Source organism: Burkholderia sp. Bp8963 (assembly GCF_003854275.1).
GTDB lineage: Bacteria > Pseudomonadota > Gammaproteobacteria > Burkholderiales > Burkholderiaceae > Burkholderia.
On sequence record NZ_QTQP01000007.1, the window covers coordinates 189,715 to 209,138 of the forward strand.

Consider the following 19,424-nt stretch of genomic DNA (forward strand, 5'->3'; position numbering starts at 1 on the left):
GCCAACTTTGCGCCCAATCCGCGCGAGCCACGCTCTACACTTGCATGCCCCCCCCAACCGCTGCGTGCAGAGCCGAACATGTCCACCGTCGTCACCGCGAAACTGCAGGAACAGTTCGACGCGGGTCTTGAAACCCGCGCCGATTTCACCATCGACCAGCCGCTCGAACGCTACGGCCAGGTCGACCACGCGGTGTGGCATCAGCTCTATGCGCGCCAGTCGGCGCTGCTGCAAGGGCGCGCGTGCGACGCGTTCGTCGCCGGGCTCGCGAAGATCGACCTCCCTGCCGACCGCGTGCCGTCGTTCGCGGACGTCAACCGCCAGCTGAAGCGCGTGACCGGCTGGGAGATCGTCGCGGTGCCGGGGCTCGTGCCCGATCGCGTGTTCTTCGAGCATCTCGCGAACCGGCGCTTTCCGGTCACCTGGTGGATGCGCCGCCCCGACCAGCTCGACTACCTGCAGGAACCGGACTGCTTCCACGACCTGTTCGGCCACGTGCCGCTGCTGATCGACCCCGTGTTCGCCGACTACATGCAGGCGTACGGCCGCGTCGCGCTCGCGGTCGCCGACGATTCCGAAGCGCTCGCGCGGCTCGCGCGCCTCTACTGGTACACGGTCGAATTCGGACTGATCCGCGACCCGCGCGGCACGAACGGGCTGTCGATCTACGGCGCGGGGATCGTGTCGAGCAAGGGCGAGAGCCTGTACAGCCTGGAAAGCGCGGCGCCGAGCCGGCTCGGCTTCGACCTCGAGCGCGTGATGCGCACGCAATACCGGATCGACACGTTCCAGCAGACCTACTTCGTGATCGACGACTTCGCGCAGCTGTTCGCGCTCGCGCACGTCGACGGCCGCGCGCTCGCCGACCGGCTCGCGGGCCTGCCCGAATACGCGGCCGGCGCAGTGCTCGACACCGACCGCGTGCTGCATCGCGGCACGGGTGCCGGCCGGGCCGTCAGCGCCGCCGCGTGACGCAACCGAGCAAGGCTCCGTCGGCTCCGCCACGGCGCGCCGACGCCTGACACACAACTATGGAAGAATGGTCGGTGCCGGCGATGCTGCCGGGCGACGCTTGTCGCGCGCAGCCCGCCGTTTCCGAACGAGGTGCACGATGATCCACAAACTCACATCAGAAGAACGCAAGACCCGACTCGAGCGCCTGCCGCACTGGACGGCCGTGCCTGGCCGCGACGCGATCCAGCGCAGCCTGCGCTTCGCCGACTTCAACGAGGCGTTCGGCTTCATGACGCGCGTCGCGATCAAGGCGCAGGAAATGAACCACCATCCGGAATGGTTCAACGTCTACAACCGCGTCGACGTCACGCTGTCGACCCACGATGCGGACGGCCTCACCGAACGCGACATCGAGCTCGCCCACTTCATCGACGCGGCCGGCGCCCACGCGAAACCCGCCGCCTGACGTTTCCCACCGCCGCGCGCGATTGTCGCGCGCGGCACGTCAACTTTTCATTTCGCTGAACGTTTCCTACGATGTACTCAGCGAAAGCCTTCAGCTTTCCAAGCGTTCCTTAAGGCGCACGTAAGCGTCCCATGCTTTCCGCGCGTTGGGGTCCAAACCTTCCAGTTGCACGGAGGTTTGCCGCTGTACAATCAGCAGCGCATACGGCTTGGAGAGCGCGCTAGCCTCTTCGCAGAGTCTGAGTTCGTCGCCGCTCGACGGCGAGCGGGCGCGCCAGAAATTGATCGCGGCTTCAAGGTCGTGGATCGAAATATCGGACATGGTTGGTTTGTATCGTTCGCTGGCCGCCTGCTTGACGTCAGGCTTTGCGGCGGCGCCCTTGTGGAAACGGCGTCGTGCTGTCCGCGTGCCTGAACCGCCAACCCATTGTACTTGAGCGATATTCATGCGACTCCTTCTGATCGAAGACGACCGCCCCATTGCACGCGGTATCCAGAGCAGCCTCGAACAGGCTGGCTTCACCGTCGACATGGTGCACGACGGCATTTTTGCCGAGCAGGCGCTTGCGCAGAACCGTCACGAGCTCGTGATCCTCGACCTCGGCCTGCCGGGCATTGACGGCATGACGCTGCTCACCCGCTTCCGCCAGACCAACCGGCATACGCCCGTGATCGTGCTGACCGCGCGCGACGAGCTGAACGACCGGATCCAGGGCCTGAACTCGGGCGCCGACGACTACATGCTGAAACCGTTCGAGCCGGCCGAGCTCGAAGCGCGGATTCGCGCGGTGATGCGCCGCAGCGGCCCGCACAGCGACATGCCGCGTCCGGAAGTGTCGCTCGGCGGCGTCCGCCTGTCGGGCGTCGACCGCCGCATCTTCAACGACGACAAGCCGCTCGAACTGTCGCCGCGTGAATTCGCGGTGCTCGAAATGCTGCTGCTGCGTCACGGCCGCGTCGTCAGCAAGGCGCAGCTGCAGGATCACCTGACGCACTTCGGCGGCGATCTCGGCGACACCGCGATCGAAGTCTACGTGCACCGCGTGCGCAAGAAACTCGAGCAGTGCCGTGTCGAGATCGTCACGGTGCGTGGCTTCGGCTACCTGCTGCAGGAAATCCGCCAGACGGCCAGCGTCTGACCGGACGCGGGCCCTCGGCGGGCGCTCCGGCGGACCTCCGCCGGCGTCCGCCTGCCCGCCCCGCCGCCCGACCGCGCCGCTCCCGTTGAGCGGCGCTTATCCATTTCCTGCCCGAAATGTCTTCTGATCCGGCTGTGACCAGCCTGCGCCGCTCGCTGTTGCGGCGCCTCGCCGCGCCGCTGTCGATGCTCGCGCTGATGAGCGGACTGATTGCGTACTGGCTCGCGTGGCAATACACGCAGCACGTGATCGACCGCTCGCTTGCGGATCTCGCCACCGCGATCTCGAAACAGATCCAGATCGCCGGCCCCGACGCGCCGTTCACGGTGCCGCCGCTCGCGCAGGCGATGTTCTCCGACCCCGCCGAAGCGCTCATCTACCGGATCAGCGACGGCGAGCAGGAACTCGCCGGCGACCCGAAGCTGCCGCTGCGCGGCACCAGCGTGCGGCGCATGCATCATGCATACGTGTTCGAGGCCGAATACGACAACCGCGCGGTGCGCGTCGCGCAGGTACGCGTCGACGAAGTCGACGGCGGCAAGCCGATGGTCGTCGAAGTTGCGCAGCCGGTCCGGCACCGCTACCGGATCGCCGCCGAATTCCTGATCGCGATCATGATGCCGCTGCTGTTGCTGCTGCTCGCCGGCTGGGGCATCGTGTGGCGCGTCGTGAACCAGCAGCTCGGCCCGCTCACGCATCTCGCCGATTCGCTGAACCGGCAGACCCACACGTCGCTGGAGCCCGTGGACGAGACCGACGTGCCGCTCGAGATCCGGCCGCTGACGAGCGCGATGAACGCGCTGCTCGGACGCCTGAAGACCGCGCTCGACGCGCAGCGCAAGTTCATCGCCGACGCCGCGCACCAGCTGCGCACGCCCCTCACCGCGGTAAAGCTGCATGCGGAACAGGCCGCCGTCGCGCGCGATGCGCAGCAGACCTTCGCGGCGGTGCGCGAACTTCGCGCGGCCGCCGACCGTGCGGTGCGGCTGTCGAACCAGCTGCTGTCGCTCGCGCGGGCGGAGCCAGGCGAACAGGCTGCGCGCTTCGTCGACGTCGACCTCGCCGCGATGGCGTTCGAGACGGGCGCCGAATGGGTACCGCGCGCGCTCGCGTCGCACGTCGACCTCGGCTTCCAGCGCAGCGACGAGCCCGGCGACGACCCGGCGCTGCTCGTGCGCGGCAACCCCGTGCTGCTGCGCGAGGTGATCGCGAACCTGCTCGACAATGCGCTGAAGTATGTGCCGCTCGCGCGGCCGGACGGCGCGCGGATCACCGTGAACGTCGCGCACTCGGCGCTCGACACGGGCGAGCCGGCTGCCGAGATCGTCGTCGAGGACAACGGCCCGGGCGTGCCCGCGAGCCAGCAGGCGGACCTGTTCAAGCGGTTCTTCCGCGGCGATGCGCAAAGCGGCAACGGCGTCGAGACGGGCGCGGGCCTCGGCCTCGCGATCGTGCACGACATCATCGCGATGCACGGCGGCACCGTGTCGTACGAGGACGCGCCGGAGGGCGGCTCGCGGTTCGTGGTGAGGGTGCCGCTCGTCACGCAGCCGGCGAAGCCGGCAAATACGGAGCCGGCTGCAGCGCCGACACACTGAGCGCACCGGGGGGAAGCGGCGCACCGCGTGCGCCGCCGCCCGTCACTTCTTCTTTTTCTTGTCCTTCTTGTCGTTTTTGTCGTTTGAAGAGGCCGCGTCCTTCTTCTTGTTCTTCTTCGCGTCCGCGTCGGACGTCGCGAGCAGCGTGCCGCGGCACGATTCCGCCCCGCAACGGCATGCGTATTCGCGCTTCAGCTTCTTCGTGAGCTTCGCGTCGATCACGAGGCCGTAGTCGTAGAACAGCTCCTCTTCCGGTTCGATATCGCGCAGCGCGTGGATGAACACGCGGCCGTCGACCTCCTCGGCCTCGCAGTTCGGCGCGCACGAATGGTTGATCCAGCGCGCGCTGTTGCCGTCGACCTTGCCGTCGATCACGCCGCCTTCCTCGAGCGCGAAGTAGAACGTATGGTTCGGATCGTTCGGATCGTGCGGATGGCGGCGCAGCGCTTCCTTCCACGAAATTCGTTCGCCCTTGTATTCCACAACGCGCTCGCCGGTCTTGATCGGCGCCACGGCGAACACGCCCCTGCCGTGTACTCCCGAGCGGCGCACCGCGATCCTGCGTGAACTCATCGAACGAATCCTTCTTCTGAAGACGACTTGAAAGGGAAATGGCCGCGGTGACGGCCACGCTTCGCCGAAGTGCTGCACGCACGGACCGGCACGCCCGCGCCTGCCCGCCGGAAATGAAAACGCGGCGCCGATCGGCGCCGCGTCAGGACATGCGGCGAATCATCCGCATCCTACACGGTCGGGATTGCTTCGTTCAACCGCGAACGCCGCACTCAGCGCTGGCCGAACGCGATGTCGCCGAACAGCGCCTTGTGCTCGCGCGGCTGCGAACGCCAGTACTGCGGCGGCGCCGTCACCTGCGCGCCGAGCGCCGCGGCCGCGTGCCACGGCCAGCGCGGGTCGTACAGCATCGCGCGCGCCATCGCGACGAAATCGGCATCGCCTGCGTCGACCAGCCGGTTCGCGTGCGCGGGGTCGTCGATGAGGCCGACCGCGACCGTCGGCATCCCGACCGCGCGCTTCAGCGCCTGCGCAAACGGCACCTGGTAACCGGGCGACAGCGGGATTTTCTGCAGCGGCGACACACCGCCCGACGACACGTCGATCCAGTCGCAGCCGCGGCGCTTCAGTTCGTGCGCGAACGCGATCGTATCGTCGAGCTCCCAGCCGCCTTCGACCCAGTCGGTCGCCGACACGCGCACGCCGACGGGCCGGTCCTGCGGAAATGCTGCGCGCACGATCTCGAAGATCTCGAGCGGAAAGCGCATCCGGTTCTCGCGCGAACCGCCGTATTCGTCGGTGCGCCGGTTCGCGAGCGGCGACAGGAACTGGTGCAGCAGGTAGCCATGCGCCGCGTGCACTTCGATCGCGTCGATGCCGAGCCGGGCCGCACGCTTCGCGGCCGCCGCGAATGCGTCGCGGATCCGGTTGAGTCCCGCCGTGTCGAGCGCGAGCGGCGGCGTCTCGCCGTCCTTGTGCGGCACCGGCGACGGCGCATGCGGCAGCCACCCGCCGTCCGCGACCTCGATCAGCTGGCCGCCTTCCCACGGCACCTGGCTCGACGCCTTGCGCCCCGCATGCGACAGCTGCATCGCGACGCGGATCGGCGAATGCTTGCGGATCGCCGCGAGCACCGGCTTCAGCGCGCCTTCGGTGACGTCGTCCCAGAGGCCGAGGTCGGCGTGCGTGATGCGGCCGTCCGGCTCGACCGCGGTCGCCTCGATACAGAGCAGCCCGGCACCGGATAGCGCGAGATGGCCGAGGTGGATCATGTGCCAGTCGGTCGCCTCGCCGCGCTCGGCCGAATACTGGCACATCGGGGACACGACGATCCGGTTCGGAACCGTCACGCCGCGCAGCGTGAACGGGGTAAACAGCGCTGTCATGGAGGCCGCTCGCAGGAATGAGGAAAGAGCGGCTGAGCGTAGCACGCGCGTGCGAAGCGCGCTGGAAGCGGGTCCGGCCGTAAGCGGTTGGTCAGGTGTGGTTGATCACAGCCCGACGCTGTCGAGCCACTCGCCGAACATGCGCCGCGCGGCCGTTTCGAGCACGGGGCCGTGCTGCGCGGTATCGGCGCGCAGCTGGCGCGCATCGATGCCCGGCGTCGCGGCAATCTCGCCGGCATTGCCGATCAGCCAGGGCTCGAAGCGGTCGGCCTGGATTTCCGGATGACATTGCAGCGCCAGCACATGCTGCCCCCACGCGAACGCTTGGTGGCGGCATGCGGGCGTCGACGCGAGATGGATCGCGCCGCCCGGCAGGTCGAAGGTGTCGCCGTGCCAGTGCAGCATCGACGTCGCCGCGCCGTCGAGATGGCGCAGCGGCGACGCGCGGCCCGCGTCGGTGAGCGTGAGCGGCGACCAGCCGAGTTCCTTCTGCGCGCCCGGGTAGACGCGCGCGCCGAGCGCGCGCGCGATGAACTGCGCGCCGAGACAGATGCCGAGGATCGGCAGCCCCGCATCGATGCGCTGCCTGACGAGCGCCGCAAGCGGCGCGGTCGTCGGATACTGCGCATCGTCGTACGCGCTGACCGGCCCGCCGAGCACGACGAACAGCGAAGGCACGCGCACGTCGAGCACCTCGATCCGCGACGATCCGACATCGACGTACCGCACCCGCCTCCCCCGTTCGCCGAGCACCTGCTCGAAGCTGCCGAGGTCTTCGAAATGCACGTGGCGGATCGCCACGACTTCAGCGTTCATCACCGGCCTCCCGGTCGATCGACGGACGTCAGGCAGCGAAAATCTTCCAGATCTTCTTTTGCGTCGCCGCGTCGGCTTCTTCGTGTACCGAACAATCGAGGCGCAGATCGCTGTCCGCGAGCGGCACGTCGAGCGCCACGCAGAAATGCGTCGCCTTCTTCGATGCCTTCACCGGCTGGAAGTGCGCGCACGTGACGCACATCCGGTGCGGCGGCGTCGCACCCGCGACCTGCAGCTCGCGCAGCGTCTTCAGCAGCGCGCGGTACAGCGCGCCCTGTTCGTCCGCGCCGAGCGAGCCGACCGCCTTGGTCAGGAACTCCGGCCACTGCAGCGCCTTCTTCGCCGCGGTGCGGCCGCGGGCGGACAGCCGCACGGCGAGCGCACGGCCGTCGTCCAGCGCACGGCGCTTTTCGACAAGACCCTTGGTCTCGAGCGTGCTCACTGCATCGCTCGTCGTCGCCGCGGTGAGCTGCGTCTCGCGCGCGATCTCGCCGAGCCGCATCGGGCCCTTGCGCTGCAGCAGCAGCACCAGGATCTCGCCTTGCGTCGGTGTAAGGCCTGCGCCTTCCGCCCAATCCCATGCCTGACTCCGCATGGCCGTACTCAACCGCAGCAAACTGTGGGTCACGCGCCCTGCAGCCTGGTTCCCGTAAATGCCTTCGCTCATAGTCTTTTCGCTTTGCCGCCGTCCGGAAGCCCGGACGACCGTAGTGTGGAGATCGAGTTTCTATCTCAAAATGGATGCCCCGAACCGAGCGCATCCGGCACGACCGTCGCAAGGCACATGCGGCGGCCGCATTCGCGTCGACCGGTCGCACACATATCGTTCCGGTGTCCGCAAAGCCGACATTCTAAGCGACAGTGGAAAATCGCACAGCTAAGTTATCCAATCCAGTCTGTGGATAACGGCTGAATAACCCTACTAACCGGCTGTGCGCGTAATGCCGTGTGGCCGCCATAGAGGAGTGGCGAACATTTTACGGAATTCGCCGGCCTGCCGCCCGACGATTATCGTCCACCGGGTTGTCCGTTCCACAGGCCCTTGACTTTGCAGCAGAAAACGGGGTTATCCACAGATCGCCGACAGGCCTGGGAACGATTTCGGCATTGACTTCCGTCAACTGCCGTTCAGCGAATTGCCGCGCGGTCGAGCCTGCAATCCGCAAAACAATTTTTCATTCACGCCAACGTAAGCACTGCTGGCGGACGGTTTCGTTCAGCGATTTTTCCTGCTTGAAGACCGTACGCAGCCACGACGCGTCGTTCACGCGCGCCTTCGCGAGCGCGCCGATCTCGTCGAGCGCCGCGCGCGAGCCGAGCGCGGCCGCATGCGGCGCGATCCGGTCGAGCGTGTCGAGGATGTCCTCCGCGATCGTGCGGCGCTCACCGGTCTGAGGATTCACGCAAGTGCCTTCGAGGCCGAACCGGCAGGCTTCGAAGCGGTTGAACGTGTAGACGAGATAGTCGTCTTCGGACAATTTCAATGGCCGGTCGGTCAGCAGGTAGCGCGCGAGCGTCTGGATGTAGCACGCGATCGCCGCCGCGCGGTCGACCGACAGCGGCGTGTCCATCACGCGCACCTCGATCGTGCCGTAGCCCGGTTTCGGCCGGATGTCCCAGTAGAAGTCCTTCATCGAATTGACGACGCCCGTGTTCACCATCTTCATGAAGTACTCTTCGAAGCTGTCCCAGGTCAGCACGAACGGCGCGCGGCCCGACAGCGGAAACGCAAACACGGAGTTCAGGCGTGCCGAATGGAAGCCGGTGTCGACGTTCTGCACGAACGGCGACGACGCGGACAGCGCGATGAAATGCGGGATGAAGCGCGACATCGAGTGCAGCAGGAACAGTGCGCTGTCGGGGTCCGGGCAGCCGATGTGCACATGCTGGCCGAACACGGTGAACTGTTTGGCGAGATAGCCGTACAGCTCGGAGATGTACTGGAAGCGCGGCGCGTCGTAGATCTGCCGATCGCTCCATTGCTGGAACGCGTGCGTGCCGCCGCCGCACAGGCCGACGTTGAGCTGGTCGGCCGCCTTCACGAGCACGTCGCGGATCGCATGCAGCTCGCCGACCGCCTGCTCGTGCGAATGGCAGATGCCGGTCGACAGCTCGATCATGCTTTCGGTGATTTCCGGCGTGATGTTGCCCGGGAAGGTCTCGCCCTGGATCAGCCGCATCAGGTCGGACGCGGCTTTCGTCAGATCGTAGTTGTGCGTGTTGACGACCTGGATCTCCAGTTCGACGCCGAACGTGAACGGCTCGGAATTGACGAAGGTTTCGAGTGCCATGGCAGTTTCCGAAAGTCAGTTGCTGTCTCTGCGTTCGCCGACCGCCGACAGGCAGCGGTAGACGAGGAACGGCCCGACGAGTTGCAGGACCACGATCGCGCACATCACGATCGCGCGCAAGTGCGGATCGAAATGCGGGTAGAGCTGGTAGGTGTCGTCGACGAGCAGGTACGCGAGCGCGGACATCGGCGACAGCGCAAGGCCGAGCGCGATGCCCTGCTTCGCGTCGATCCCGCTCGGTTTCGCGAACATCATGACACCCCCCAGTTTCGCGACGACCCGCGCGACGATCAGCGCGACCGCGAACAGGCCGCCGTGCGCGATGTCGCCCCACGTGAACGACGTCAGCGTGAGCACGAACAGGATCACCGTCAGCAGCCAGCCGGCCGTGCCGAAATGCTCGGGCCACAGCTGCGGGCGCGCTTCGAGGTTCTTCACGATGATGCCGGCGAGCAAAAGCGTGAGCAGCGTCGACAGCTTCAGCGCCTGCGCGACCGCGATCGCGAGCATCACGAGCCCGAACAGCGCGACGAACGAATGCTCGTCGCGCATCGTCGCGGTCATGTGGCGGAACATGTAGTTGCACGAGCGGGCGACGAGGTACGCGACGATGAACGAACCGACGAGCAGGTAAACGGGCTGCAGGACCGTCGCGAAAACGTTGCCGTACGCCTCCTGGTGCAGCCAGCTGGTGACGAGCTTGGTCAGCACGACCGCATAGACGCTGTTGAGCGCGGTCAGCGTGATCAGGCGTTGCGACACCTGCCCTTCCGCACGCAGCTCGGTCTTCAGCTGGATCACCATCGACGGTGAAGTTGCGACCGCGATCGCCGACAGCACGAGCGCGACCATGCCCGAAATGCCGAGCGCGAGCAGCACGAACAGCACGAGCACGAACGTGAGCGTCGCTTCGGTGAGGCTCGACGCAATCAGCCACGGATTGCGGCGGATCCAGCGCAGGTCGAGGCGGCTGCCGAGCTCGAACAGCAGCAGGCCGAGCGCGACGTCGATCAGCAGACGCGAGGTTTCGTCGGTGCTGGCATCGATCACGCCGAAACCGAACGACCCGGCGATCAGGCCGATCACCGCGTAACCGGTGATGCGCGGCAGCCGCCACGCGCGATAGCACAGCTCGCCGCACAGGCCCGCGGCGAACAGCGCGAGGCCGGCCCAGAACACGGGATCCGGCGACAGCGGCCAATTGGGCAGGAATGAGAACGCCGACTTCATCGTGGTGATTCTCCTTTGGAAGCAACCGCCAGCGACGCAGGGTCAAGCGTCAGGTTCGAGATGCACGCCGGCTGGGTATTGCCCCGAATGTGATTGTTGTGGTCGACCGCAGGACATGGGAAGAATCGCCTGCGCCGCCGTCGGCGGAGATGTCGCTCAGGTGTGCCGATCTGGATTGTCGGCCTGGTGTGTGAATGGACTGCGCGATCTCGAAGATTCAGATTCGAAATCGTGCCGACCGTTCCATTGAAGCATGTCCGGAGCCTGTCCGGACGAACGCGTAGGAAACCGATTGTGCCACAGGTTTTCGGGACTGGAACCGTTTGATCGGAAGAATCGCCGCGCTGTGCGCCGACATGCCTTTCAATTCAAAGGTTTACCTGTATACATACGTAGTAGAAGTTAACAAGACGCGCACAGTTCTGTGGATAACTCCGGTTTACGTCGACGGATCAAGACGTTGGCAAAACCATAACCCGCTGCACAGGTTGTTCGTGCACAGCGGATTGAGTGGAGTAACTTTTGCGCCGTTTCACAGTGCTGTGGAGTTGCCCAGTTTACGTCCACTGTGATTGCACACGGAATGCGCACGGTTTTCGCGCGGTTATCCACAGATGCGGGTGGATAACCTGGCGCGGCGGAATCGGTGAACTGTGAGGTGACGGTGACGCGCGTCAGTCGGTCGCGCTCACCCGTCGGGCGCGCAGCGCGCGGATCAGGAAGCGCGCGGGATCGATCGCTTCGGCGAGTTCCCGCTCGAGCGGCCACGGCTCGCCTTCGAGCTGCGACGCGATCAGTTCGGCGCCGAGCGCGGCCCAGACGAGGCCGCGCGAACCGTAGCCGAATGCGCCGTAAAGGCCTTCGGTGCGCGGCAGGTCGCGGGCCTTCGCGCCGCTCAGCGCCTTCGCGTTGGCAACCGCCAGCGTTTCGTCCGCGAGCGGCCCGATCATCGGCAGCCGGTCGCCGGCGACCCAGCGGAACGCGACACGGCCGCGCAGGCTGTCGACGGCCGGCACGTCGCCGATCAGGCCTGGCAGCAGATGCCGTACCCGCGCGAGGTTTTCGGCGTGGCCGGCCGGGCGCAGCGCGGGATCGAGGTCGTCCGGTTCGAACGTCGCGCCGATCAGCAGCGTGCCGTCGTCGAGCGGCACCGCGTAGCCGTCGCCGATGACCGGGCAGTCGAGCGGCGCCGCGCTGCCCGCCGGCAGCAGCGTCAGCTGTCCGCGCACCGGCTGCAGCGCGACGTGCCGCAGTCCGGCGAGCCGCACCGCATCGCCGGCGTTCGACAGCACGACGGCCGGCGCTTCGGCGAGCGTGCGGCCGTCAGCGTCGAGCGCGCGCCAGGCCGTGCCGTGCCGCTCGAGACGCGCGACGTCGGTGCCGGTCAGCATCTGCACGCGCGCGCCGGCCGCCGCGCATTGCGCGGCCGACAACTCGGCCGGCCGCACGGCGCCGCCGTGCGGAAACAGCAGGCCGCCGTGCGCGACCGGCAGTTTCAGATGCGCGCGCGCCGCATCGGCATCGAGCAGCGTCGCATAGTCGGGCGGCACGCCGAGTGCATCGAACGCGGCGCGCATCCGCTCGAAATCGGCTGCCGATTCCGCGAGATGGATCATCCCGCGCGTGCTGCGCCCGAACGCGTGACCGGCACGTTCGAGCGCGCGCCAGCGAGCGAGCGCGTGCACGAATCCGCTGCGCGTGAGCCGGCTCGCGACGTTGTCGTCGCGTGTCATCAGCGGATGGAACACGCCGGCGGGATTGCCCGACGCTTCCGTCGCGATGCGCTCGCGCCGCTCGATCAGCGTGACGTCCCAGCCGCGCGCGGCGAGCCGTTCGACGACCGCGCAGCCGGCGATGCCCGCGCCGATCACGATCGCGCGTCGCGATTCGACCGGCAGCGCACGCGGCGGCTCGTGCCGGCGCATCCGCCAGCGCGGCGCGAATTCGCCGACGAGCATCGCGTGCTTGCCCGCAAAACCGTCGACCTTGCGATACGCGAAGCCGGCATCGTCGAGTGCCTGCTTGACCGCGCCCGAGCTCGAATACGTCGCGAATGTCGCGCCGTCGTCGGCGACGCGCGCGAGCGCGCGAAACACGTCGACCGACCACATGTCCGCGTTTTTCGATGGCGCGAAGCCGTCGAAATAGAACGCGTCGGCGCGCACCACGAGTTTCGGCAGCAGCTCGAGCACGTCGCCGAACGCGAGCGTCAGCACGACGCGCCCTTCGTCGAATTCGAGCCGGTGCAGACCTGGCACGAGCATCGGCCACGCGTCGACGAGTGCGTCGAACAGCGTGTCGAGGCCCTGCGATATGGTTGTGTGCGCAACGATATGCGATGCCGCGCGGCGCAAGTCGTCGCGCGTGAACGGATGCTTGTCGACCGACACGAAATGCAGGCGCTCGCAGCGCGCGGGATCGTCGCGCCATGCGGCCCAGGTCGCGACGAAGTTGCAGCCGGCGCCGAACCCGGTCTCGACGATCGTGAACGTGCGCCTGCCCTGCCAGCGCCGCGGCAAGCCGTTGCCCGCGACGAACACGTGGTTCGCCTGCGCGAGCGCGCCGGCGGCACTGTAATAGACGTCGCCGTATTCGGGCGAGACGAGGGTGCCGTCGTCGCGGAACGCGAGCGTGGCAGGAACGAGTCGATCGGGCATGCGAAACAAAATGCGTGGCAACCAAGCCTGTCAAGGGATTGCGGCGCCCCACCCGCGCGGCCGTTGGCAAAAACCAACGACCGCGCGAGCAGGCTGACGCGGCTGCGGATCCTGTCCGGCTGGCGCGGGTCAAAAAATGTGCAGCCAGTGATTCACTCGGCGAAATACCGAAGAAAATCTTTGAAACCCTTGTCGTTATTGGGTTTGCGCTGCGCTATCATAGCAAGCGCCGTACCGCGGGGTGGTCTCCGGCATGCCGGAGGGTGCGCCGCGCGGGCCAGGATTCGGCGCTGTGCCGTCGTAGTCCGACTCTCGACGGCACGGTTCGCGCACGTATAATCGGCGCGTTCGCGCTGTTCGTGTCAAACCTAACCTGAAAAAGGAACCTTAATGAACAAACAGGAACTGATCGACGCCGTCGCCGCCCAAACGGGCGCCAGCAAGGCTCAAACCGGTGAAACGCTGGACACGCTGCTCGAAGTCATCAAGAAAGCCGTGTCGAAGGGCGATGCGGTTCAGCTGATCGGCTTCGGCAGCTTCGGTTCGGGCAAGCGCGCAGCACGTACGGGCCGCAACCCGAAGACCGGCGAAACCATCAAGATCCCGGCAGCCAAGACGGTCAAGTTCACGGCTGGCAAGGCGTTCAAGGACGCCGTCAACAAGCGTTAATCTCAGCGCCTGTTCAGAAAAAACCCGCCATTCGGCGGGTTTTTTTTATTGCAGCGCGCGGCTTTTTCGCCACAGATCGCGCCGCTCTTGCAAGATTTAACGGTTGTTACGAATGGTGCAGGATCTGCGCATCGCCGTGGTCGTCGTCGTCGTGCGAGTCGATATCCCATGCCGGGAACGGGTCGTCGAATGCTGACCATCCCGCTTCACCGAGCGCGAATTCCGCATCGGTCAACAGGCACGCGTCGAGCTTCGCACGCCATGCGGCCATGTCGAGTTCGATACCGATCAGCACGAGTTCCTGCCGGCGGTCGCCAACCGAACGGTCGTCGAGGTCGCCCTGCCATTCCGCGCGGATCTCGGCGAGCAGCTCGTCGTCGTCCGGCCATTCCGAGCGATCCTGCGCGGCCCACCACGAGCCCGCCGGCCCGTGCCGGCACACGCCGCCCGCCTGCGACAGCGAGCCGGCGATGTCGTTGCGCGTCGCGAGCCAGAAGAAGCCCTTGCTGCGCAGCACGCCGGGCCATTCCTGATGCAGCAGCGCCCAGAGCCGTGCCGGATGGAATGGCCGGCGCGCACGGTAAACGAAGTTGCCGATCCCGAATTCGTCCGCCTCGCCGTGCACGTGCGCATGGTCGTGATCATGCGCATGCTCGAGCGATGCGAGCCAGCCCGGCGCGTTCGCGGCCGCGTCGAAATCGAAGCGGCTCGTGTTCAGCACCTCGCGAAGCGGCACGTCGCCGAATGTCGACACGACCTGGTGCGCGCGCGGGTTCAGCCGCGCAAGGATGTGCTGCAGGCGTGCGAGTTCGTCCGCGCTGACGAGGTCGGCCTTGTTGATCACGAGCACGTCGCAGAACTCGATCTGCTCGATCAGCAGCTCGACGAGCGTGCGATCGTCTTCGTCGGTGGCCGCGATGCCGCGCGCGGCGAGCGCGTCGTCCGAGCCGTAGTCGCGCAGGAAATTGAATGCGTCGACCACCGTAACGAGCGTGTCGAGCCGCGCGAGATCGCCGAGCGACGTGCCGTCGTCGTCGACGAACGTGAAGGTTTCGGCGATCGGCATCGGCTCGGCGATGCCGGTCGACTCGATCAGGATCGCGTCGAAGCGACCATCCTCGGCAAGCTTGCGGATCTCGACGAGCAGGTCATCGCGCAGCGTGCAGCAGATGCAGCCGTTCGACATCTCGACGAGGCGTTCCTCGACATGCGACAGCGCCTGCGCATCGCGCACGAGCGATGCGTCGATGTTGACCGCCGCGAGATCGTTGACGATCACGGCGACCTTCAGGCCCGCGCGGTTCGCGAGGATATGGTTGAGCAGCGTGGTCTTGCCGGCGCCGAGAAAGCCGGACAGCACGGTGACGGGCAACGGCTGGTTCATTGCCGGATTCATAACGATATGCACCAACGGAAAAGTGAAAAAGCGGCCGCGGCGTGGCCTCTCCGGGGCGCGATCAGCACGATCAGCGCGAGCCGGGCGCGGGGCAAAGCTGCGGCGTGAGCCCGCATTGTGCATCAAACGCGCGCCGGCCGGCCGGCGCCACGTCAAGCGCGGCCGCGGCGCCCGGTCAGGGCTGCGGCGGCAGCAGCTTCCACTGCGTGAGGATGCCGGCGATCTGCTTCGCGTACTTGTCGCGCAGCGTGGGTGTTTCAGAATGATAGGCGCCGACCGCCTGCCACGTGTTGCCGTACCGGTTCATTTTCTGCCGCAGGTGCCACGCGGCGATATAGACGTTCTTGCACGGTTGCATCAGCGTGTCGCGACCGATCCCGTAGCGCGACAGCGTCGGCAGATGAATCGAATTGATCTGCATGAGACCGTAGTCGGTCGAGCCGTTCGCATTCTTGTTCAGCGCGTCGGGCCGGTTGTGCGACTCCTGCCACGCGATCGCGCGCAGGATCAGCGGATTGACCTGCTGGTAGCGGGCCGCTTCGTCGAAACAATCGGCGCGTGCGTTTCCGCCGGTGAAAGCGGCGCCGACAGTGATCAAACACGCGATCGAAACGAAGCGTCTGTTCATCGTGCAAGGAAGCGGAAATGGGCTGGGGGCGGGAAAACCCGTGCCCGGAATTCGCGCGACGCGCATCGCGTCGCTCGTATCATACCGAGAGCAACCGGCGTTGCGTGTGCCACGGCGACGAATGCCGGGTTATACCGCATTTTCGTTTCGGTTCATCCTGAAAATGATTATGACAGGCGCGCGAGCGGAGACCGGCTCCGAACCTTACATCTGGCATACGCATGTCCGCATTTCTGTCGTATGTGAGACAGTCCTCGGGACGATGTGATATTTCGGACATGAAAAACTGCTAATGTCGCTTTTTTCGGATTTGGATCCAGTAATACCGCCGGATGTGGCCTGAGCCGGCATCGACCCATTCATCCATGACAAGAAATCGCTACGTTATGCGGCGCGTCGCCACGACTCTGATAGTCGCAGGCATCATCGTTTCGCAGGCCGCCTACGCCCAGGTCACGCTCAATTTCGTCAACGCCGATATCGATCAGGTCGCGAAGGCGATCGGCGCTGCGACCGGCAAGACCATCATCGTCGACCCCCGCGTGAAGGGGCAGCTCAATCTCGTCGCCGAACGCCCGGTGCCGGAAGACCAGGCACTGAAGACGCTGCAATCCGCGCTGCGGATGCAGGGCTTCGCGCTCGTGCAGGACCACGGCGTGCTGAAGGTCGTGCCCGAGGCCGACGCGAAGCTGCAGGGCGTGCCGACCTACGTCGGCAACACGCCGCAGGCGCGCGGCGACCAGGTCGTCACGCAGGTGTTCGAACTGCACAACGAATCGGCGAACAACCTGCTGCCGGTGCTGCGGCCGCTGATCTCGCCGAACAACACGGTCACCGCGTATCCGGCGAACAACACGATCGTCGTGACCGATTACGCGGACAACGTGCGCCGCATCGCGCAGATCATCGCCGGCGTCGACAACGCGGCCGGCGCGCAGGTGCTGGTCGTGCCGCTCAGGAATGCGAACGCGATCGACGTCGCCGCGCAGCTCGGCAAGTTGCTCGACCCCGGTGCGATCGGCAACAGCGACGCGACGCTGAAGGTATCGGTCACGGCCGATCCGCGCACCAACTCGCTGATGCTGCGCGCGTCGAACGCGTCGCGCCTCGCGGCTGCGAAGCGCATTGCGCAGCAGCTCGACGCGCCGAGCACCGTGCCCGGCAACATGCACGTGGTGCCGCTGCGCAATGCCGACGCGGTGAAGCTCGCGAAGACGCTGCGCGGGATGCTCGGCAAGAGCAGCACCGAAAGCGGTGCGTCGGCGGCGTCGAACGACGCGAACGCGTTCAACCAGGGCAGCTTGTCGCAGAGCGGCAACTTCTCGACCGGCACCGCGGGCACCCCGCCGCTGCCGTCGTCGATGAGCGGCTCGTCGTCGAGCTACGGCGGCGGCACAGCGTCGGGCGGCGGCCTGGGCAGCGCAGGCCTGCTCGGCGGCGACAAGGAGAAGAGCGGCGACGAGAACCAGCCGGGCGGCATGATCCAGGCCGATGCGGCGACGAATTCGCTGATCGTCACCGCGCCGGATCCGGTCTACCGGAACCTGCGCGCGGTGATCGACCAGCTCGACGCGCGGCGCGCGCAGGTCTACCTCGAGGCGCTGATCGTCGAGCTGAACTCGACGACGGCCGGCAACCTCGGCATCCAGTGGCAGGTCGGCAGCGGCAACGTGCTGGCCGGCACGAACCTCGCAAGCACCGCGGGCAACGTGAGCGGCAGCAACATCCTGAATGTGTCGGCGGCGGTCGCGACCGGTGGCGCGGCGGGGCTCGCGGGCCTGTCGCAAACGCTGACGCAGGGCCTCAACGTCGGCTGGCTTCACAACATGTTCGGCGTGCAGGGCCTCGGCGCGCTGCTGCAGTACTTCGCGGGCGTCAGCGACGCGAACGTGCTGTCGACGCCGAACCTGATCACGCTCGACAACGAGGAAGCGAAGATCGTCGTCGGCCAGAACGTGCCGATCGCGACGGGCTCGTATTCGAACCTGACGAGCGGGACGACGGGCAACGCATTCAACACCTTCGACCGCCGCGACGTCGGCCTCACGCTGCACGTGAAGCCGCAGATTACCGACGGCGGGATCCTGAAGCTGCAGCTCTATACCGAGGATTCGTCGGTCGTGAGCGGCACGACGAACACGGTGACGAACCCGGCCGGCCCGACGTTCAACAAGCGCTCGATCCAGTCGACGGTGCTCGCGGACAACGGCGAGATCATCGTGCTCGGCGGCTTGATGCAGGACAACTACCAGGTGTCGAACAGCAAGGTGCCGCTGCTCGGCGATATCCCGTGGATCGGCCAGCTGTTCCGCTCGGAAACCAAGCAGCGGCAGAAGACCAACCTGATGGTGTTCCTGCGGCCGGTGATCATCAGCGACCGCGCAACCGCGCAGGCGGTCTCGGCGAACCGCTACGACTACATCCAGGGCGTGACGGGCGCATATCGCTCGGACAACAACATCATTCGCGACAAGGACGATCCGGTCGTGCCGCCGATGCCGCTGGGCCCGAGCCAGGGCGGTTCGCCGGCGATGAACCTGTTCGACCTGACGAAGATGCGCCGCGAGCAGCAGAGCCCGCAGGCACCGCAGCAACCGCAGTCGCAACCGTCGGCCCCGCAGCCGCAGAGCGTCCCGCAGCAGACGGTGCCGCAGCAGCCGCTGACGGCCACGCCGGGAGTGTCGCAGTGACCGAGGCGCTCGCGTCCACCCACGAAGGCGCGCCGGACGAACGGCAGGCGCCGTCGCCGCTCGCCGCGCGGCTGCTGCCGTATAGCTTCGCGAAAGGCGGACAGGTCCTGATCGCGCATCAGCACGAGGACACGCTCGAAGTGTGGATCAGCGAACGCACGAACGACGCGGCGCTCGCGGAGATCGCGCGCAACTTCGGTTCGATCTCGGTGCTGCGCCTGCCGGCCGACGAACTCGCGCACGCGATCAACCAGGCCTACGCGCGCCAGGACGGCAGCGCCGCGCAGGTGGTCGGCGAGGTCGAAGGCGAAGTCGACCTGTCGCGGCTGATGCAGGACATCCCCGAAGTCGAGGATTTGCTCGAATCGGAAGACGACGCGCCGATCATCCGGATGATCAACGCGCTGCTCACGCAAGCGGCACGCGAGCAGGCGTCGGACATCCACATCGAGCCGTTCGAGAATGCGTCGGTCGTTCGTTTCCGCGTCGACGGCACGCTACGCGACGTCGTGCGTCCGAAGAAGGCACTGCACGGCGCGCTGATCTCGCGGATCAAGATCATGGCGCAGCTCGACATCGCCGAGAAGCGCCTGCCGCAGGACGGCCGCATCACGCTGCGGGTCGGCGGCCGGCCGGTCGACGTGCGCGTGTCGACGCTGCCGACCGGGCACGGCGAGCGCGCGGTGCTGCGTCTGCTCGAAAAAGATGCGGCGCGCCTGAACCTCGAAGCGCTCGGGATGGGCCGCGACACGCTCGGCCAGTTCGACAAGCTGATCTCGCGCCCGCACGGCATCGTGCTCGTCACGGGTCCGACCGGCTCGGGCAAGACGACGACGCTGTACGCGTCGATGTCGCGGCTCGAAACGGCGACGACCAACATCATGACGGTCGAGGATCCGATCGAATACGACCTGTCCGGCATCGGCCAGACGCAGGTGAACGAGCGGATCGGGATGACCTTCGCGCGCGCGCTGCGCTCGATCCTGCGTCAGG

The 19,424-nt window shown here is 66.5% G+C and carries 17 protein-coding genes; 7 read left to right on the top strand and 10 right to left on the bottom strand.

The genetic code is table 11. From position 1 onward, the window contains the following. Positions 1–78: 78 nt before the first annotated feature. Positions 79–972 carry a phenylalanine 4-monooxygenase gene (gene phhA / locus DID96_RS08580; protein WP_221624575.1) on the top strand — a complete coding sequence of 298 codons (894 nt, stop codon included), beginning with the start codon at positions 79–81 and terminating at the stop codon, positions 970–972. A 139-nt stretch (positions 973–1,111) separates the two neighbouring features. After that, positions 1,112–1,420, top strand: a complete 309-nt coding sequence (locus tag DID96_RS08585) for a 4a-hydroxytetrahydrobiopterin dehydratase (RefSeq protein ID WP_124598930.1) — start codon at positions 1,112–1,114, stop codon at positions 1,418–1,420. A 90-nt stretch (positions 1,421–1,510) separates the two neighbouring features. On the opposite strand, the gene DID96_RS08590 is transcribed toward DID96_RS08585, so the two are convergent. Next, complete coding sequence (locus DID96_RS08590; RefSeq protein WP_124598931.1) at positions 1,511–1,741, bottom strand: DUF3717 domain-containing protein; 231 nt, start codon at positions 1,739–1,741, stop codon at positions 1,511–1,513. A gap of 124 nt (positions 1,742–1,865) precedes the next feature. Between DID96_RS08590 and DID96_RS08595 the strand changes: the two genes are divergently transcribed. Both DID96_RS08595 and DID96_RS08600 read left to right on the top strand, forming a co-directional pair. After that, on the top strand, positions 1,866–2,558 hold the full coding sequence (locus DID96_RS08595) for a response regulator transcription factor (protein ID WP_006401494.1): 693 nt from the start codon (positions 1,866–1,868) through the stop codon (positions 2,556–2,558). Between the two features lie 116 nt (positions 2,559–2,674). Continuing rightward, entirely contained in the window at positions 2,675–4,156 is a 1,482-nt protein-coding gene (locus DID96_RS08600) for a sensor histidine kinase (RefSeq protein ID WP_124598932.1), read from the top strand. A gap of 42 nt (positions 4,157–4,198) precedes the next feature. Here the strand turns inward: DID96_RS08600 and DID96_RS08605 are convergent, their stop codons facing one another. The 7 genes from DID96_RS08605 to mnmC form a co-directional block, all read right to left on the bottom strand. Continuing rightward, positions 4,199–4,729 (bottom strand): SET domain-containing protein, encoded by a 531-nt coding sequence (locus DID96_RS08605; protein WP_124598933.1) that lies wholly within the window; start codon positions 4,727–4,729, stop codon positions 4,199–4,201. A 212-nt stretch (positions 4,730–4,941) separates the two neighbouring features. Next, positions 4,942–6,054 (bottom strand): NADH:flavin oxidoreductase/NADH oxidase, encoded by a 1,113-nt coding sequence (locus DID96_RS08610; protein WP_124598934.1) that lies wholly within the window; start codon positions 6,052–6,054, stop codon positions 4,942–4,944. Between the two features lie 105 nt (positions 6,055–6,159). Continuing rightward, a complete protein-coding gene (locus DID96_RS08615; RefSeq protein ID WP_124598935.1) occupies positions 6,160–6,870 on the bottom strand; it encodes a glutamine amidotransferase in 711 nt (236 codons plus the stop codon). Positions 6,871–6,898: 28 nt separating this feature from the next. Continuing rightward, positions 6,899–7,537: a MarR family winged helix-turn-helix transcriptional regulator gene (locus DID96_RS08620; RefSeq protein ID WP_124598936.1), complete on the bottom strand. Its 639-nt coding sequence runs from the start codon at positions 7,535–7,537 to the stop codon at positions 6,899–6,901. Positions 7,538–8,045: 508 nt separating this feature from the next. Then, on the bottom strand, positions 8,046–9,161 hold the full coding sequence (locus DID96_RS08625) for a YbdK family carboxylate-amine ligase (protein ID WP_124598937.1): 1,116 nt from the start codon (positions 9,159–9,161) through the stop codon (positions 8,046–8,048). 15 nt (positions 9,162–9,176) lie between these two features. After that, on the bottom strand, positions 9,177–10,391 hold the full coding sequence (locus tag DID96_RS08630; protein ID WP_124598938.1) for a cation:proton antiporter: 1,215 nt from the start codon (positions 10,389–10,391) through the stop codon (positions 9,177–9,179). A gap of 674 nt (positions 10,392–11,065) precedes the next feature. Further along, positions 11,066–13,048 (bottom strand): bifunctional tRNA (5-methylaminomethyl-2-thiouridine)(34)-methyltransferase MnmD/FAD-dependent 5-carboxymethylaminomethyl-2-thiouridine(34) oxidoreductase MnmC, encoded by a 1,983-nt coding sequence (mnmC, locus tag DID96_RS08645; RefSeq protein ID WP_124598939.1) that lies wholly within the window; start codon positions 13,046–13,048, stop codon positions 11,066–11,068. Positions 13,049–13,438: 390 nt separating this feature from the next. Here mnmC and DID96_RS08650 point away from each other — a divergent pair, with 390 nt between their 5' ends. Then, positions 13,439–13,717: an HU family DNA-binding protein gene (locus tag DID96_RS08650; RefSeq protein WP_006401505.1), complete on the top strand. Its 279-nt coding sequence runs from the start codon at positions 13,439–13,441 to the stop codon at positions 13,715–13,717. A gap of 106 nt (positions 13,718–13,823) precedes the next feature. On the opposite strand, the gene DID96_RS08655 is transcribed toward DID96_RS08650, so the two are convergent. Both DID96_RS08655 and DID96_RS08660 read right to left on the bottom strand, forming a co-directional pair. Continuing rightward, positions 13,824–15,113, bottom strand: a complete 1,290-nt coding sequence (locus tag DID96_RS08655; protein ID WP_124598940.1) for a GTP-binding protein — start codon at positions 15,111–15,113, stop codon at positions 13,824–13,826. A gap of 175 nt (positions 15,114–15,288) precedes the next feature. Then, on the bottom strand, positions 15,289–15,741 hold the full coding sequence (locus tag DID96_RS08660) for a lytic transglycosylase domain-containing protein (RefSeq protein WP_124598941.1): 453 nt from the start codon (positions 15,739–15,741) through the stop codon (positions 15,289–15,291). Between the two features lie 365 nt (positions 15,742–16,106). Between DID96_RS08660 and gspD the strand changes: the two genes are divergently transcribed. Together gspD and DID96_RS08670 are read left to right on the top strand one after the other, a co-directional pair. Beyond that, a complete protein-coding gene (gene gspD, locus DID96_RS08665) occupies positions 16,107–18,431 on the top strand; it encodes a type II secretion system secretin GspD (RefSeq protein ID WP_124598942.1) in 2,325 nt (774 codons plus the stop codon). Then, the coding region (locus DID96_RS08670) for a GspE/PulE family protein (RefSeq protein WP_124598943.1) at positions 18,428–19,424 on the top strand (997 nt) is incomplete at its 3' end. The genes gspD and DID96_RS08670, both read left to right, overlap by 4 nt.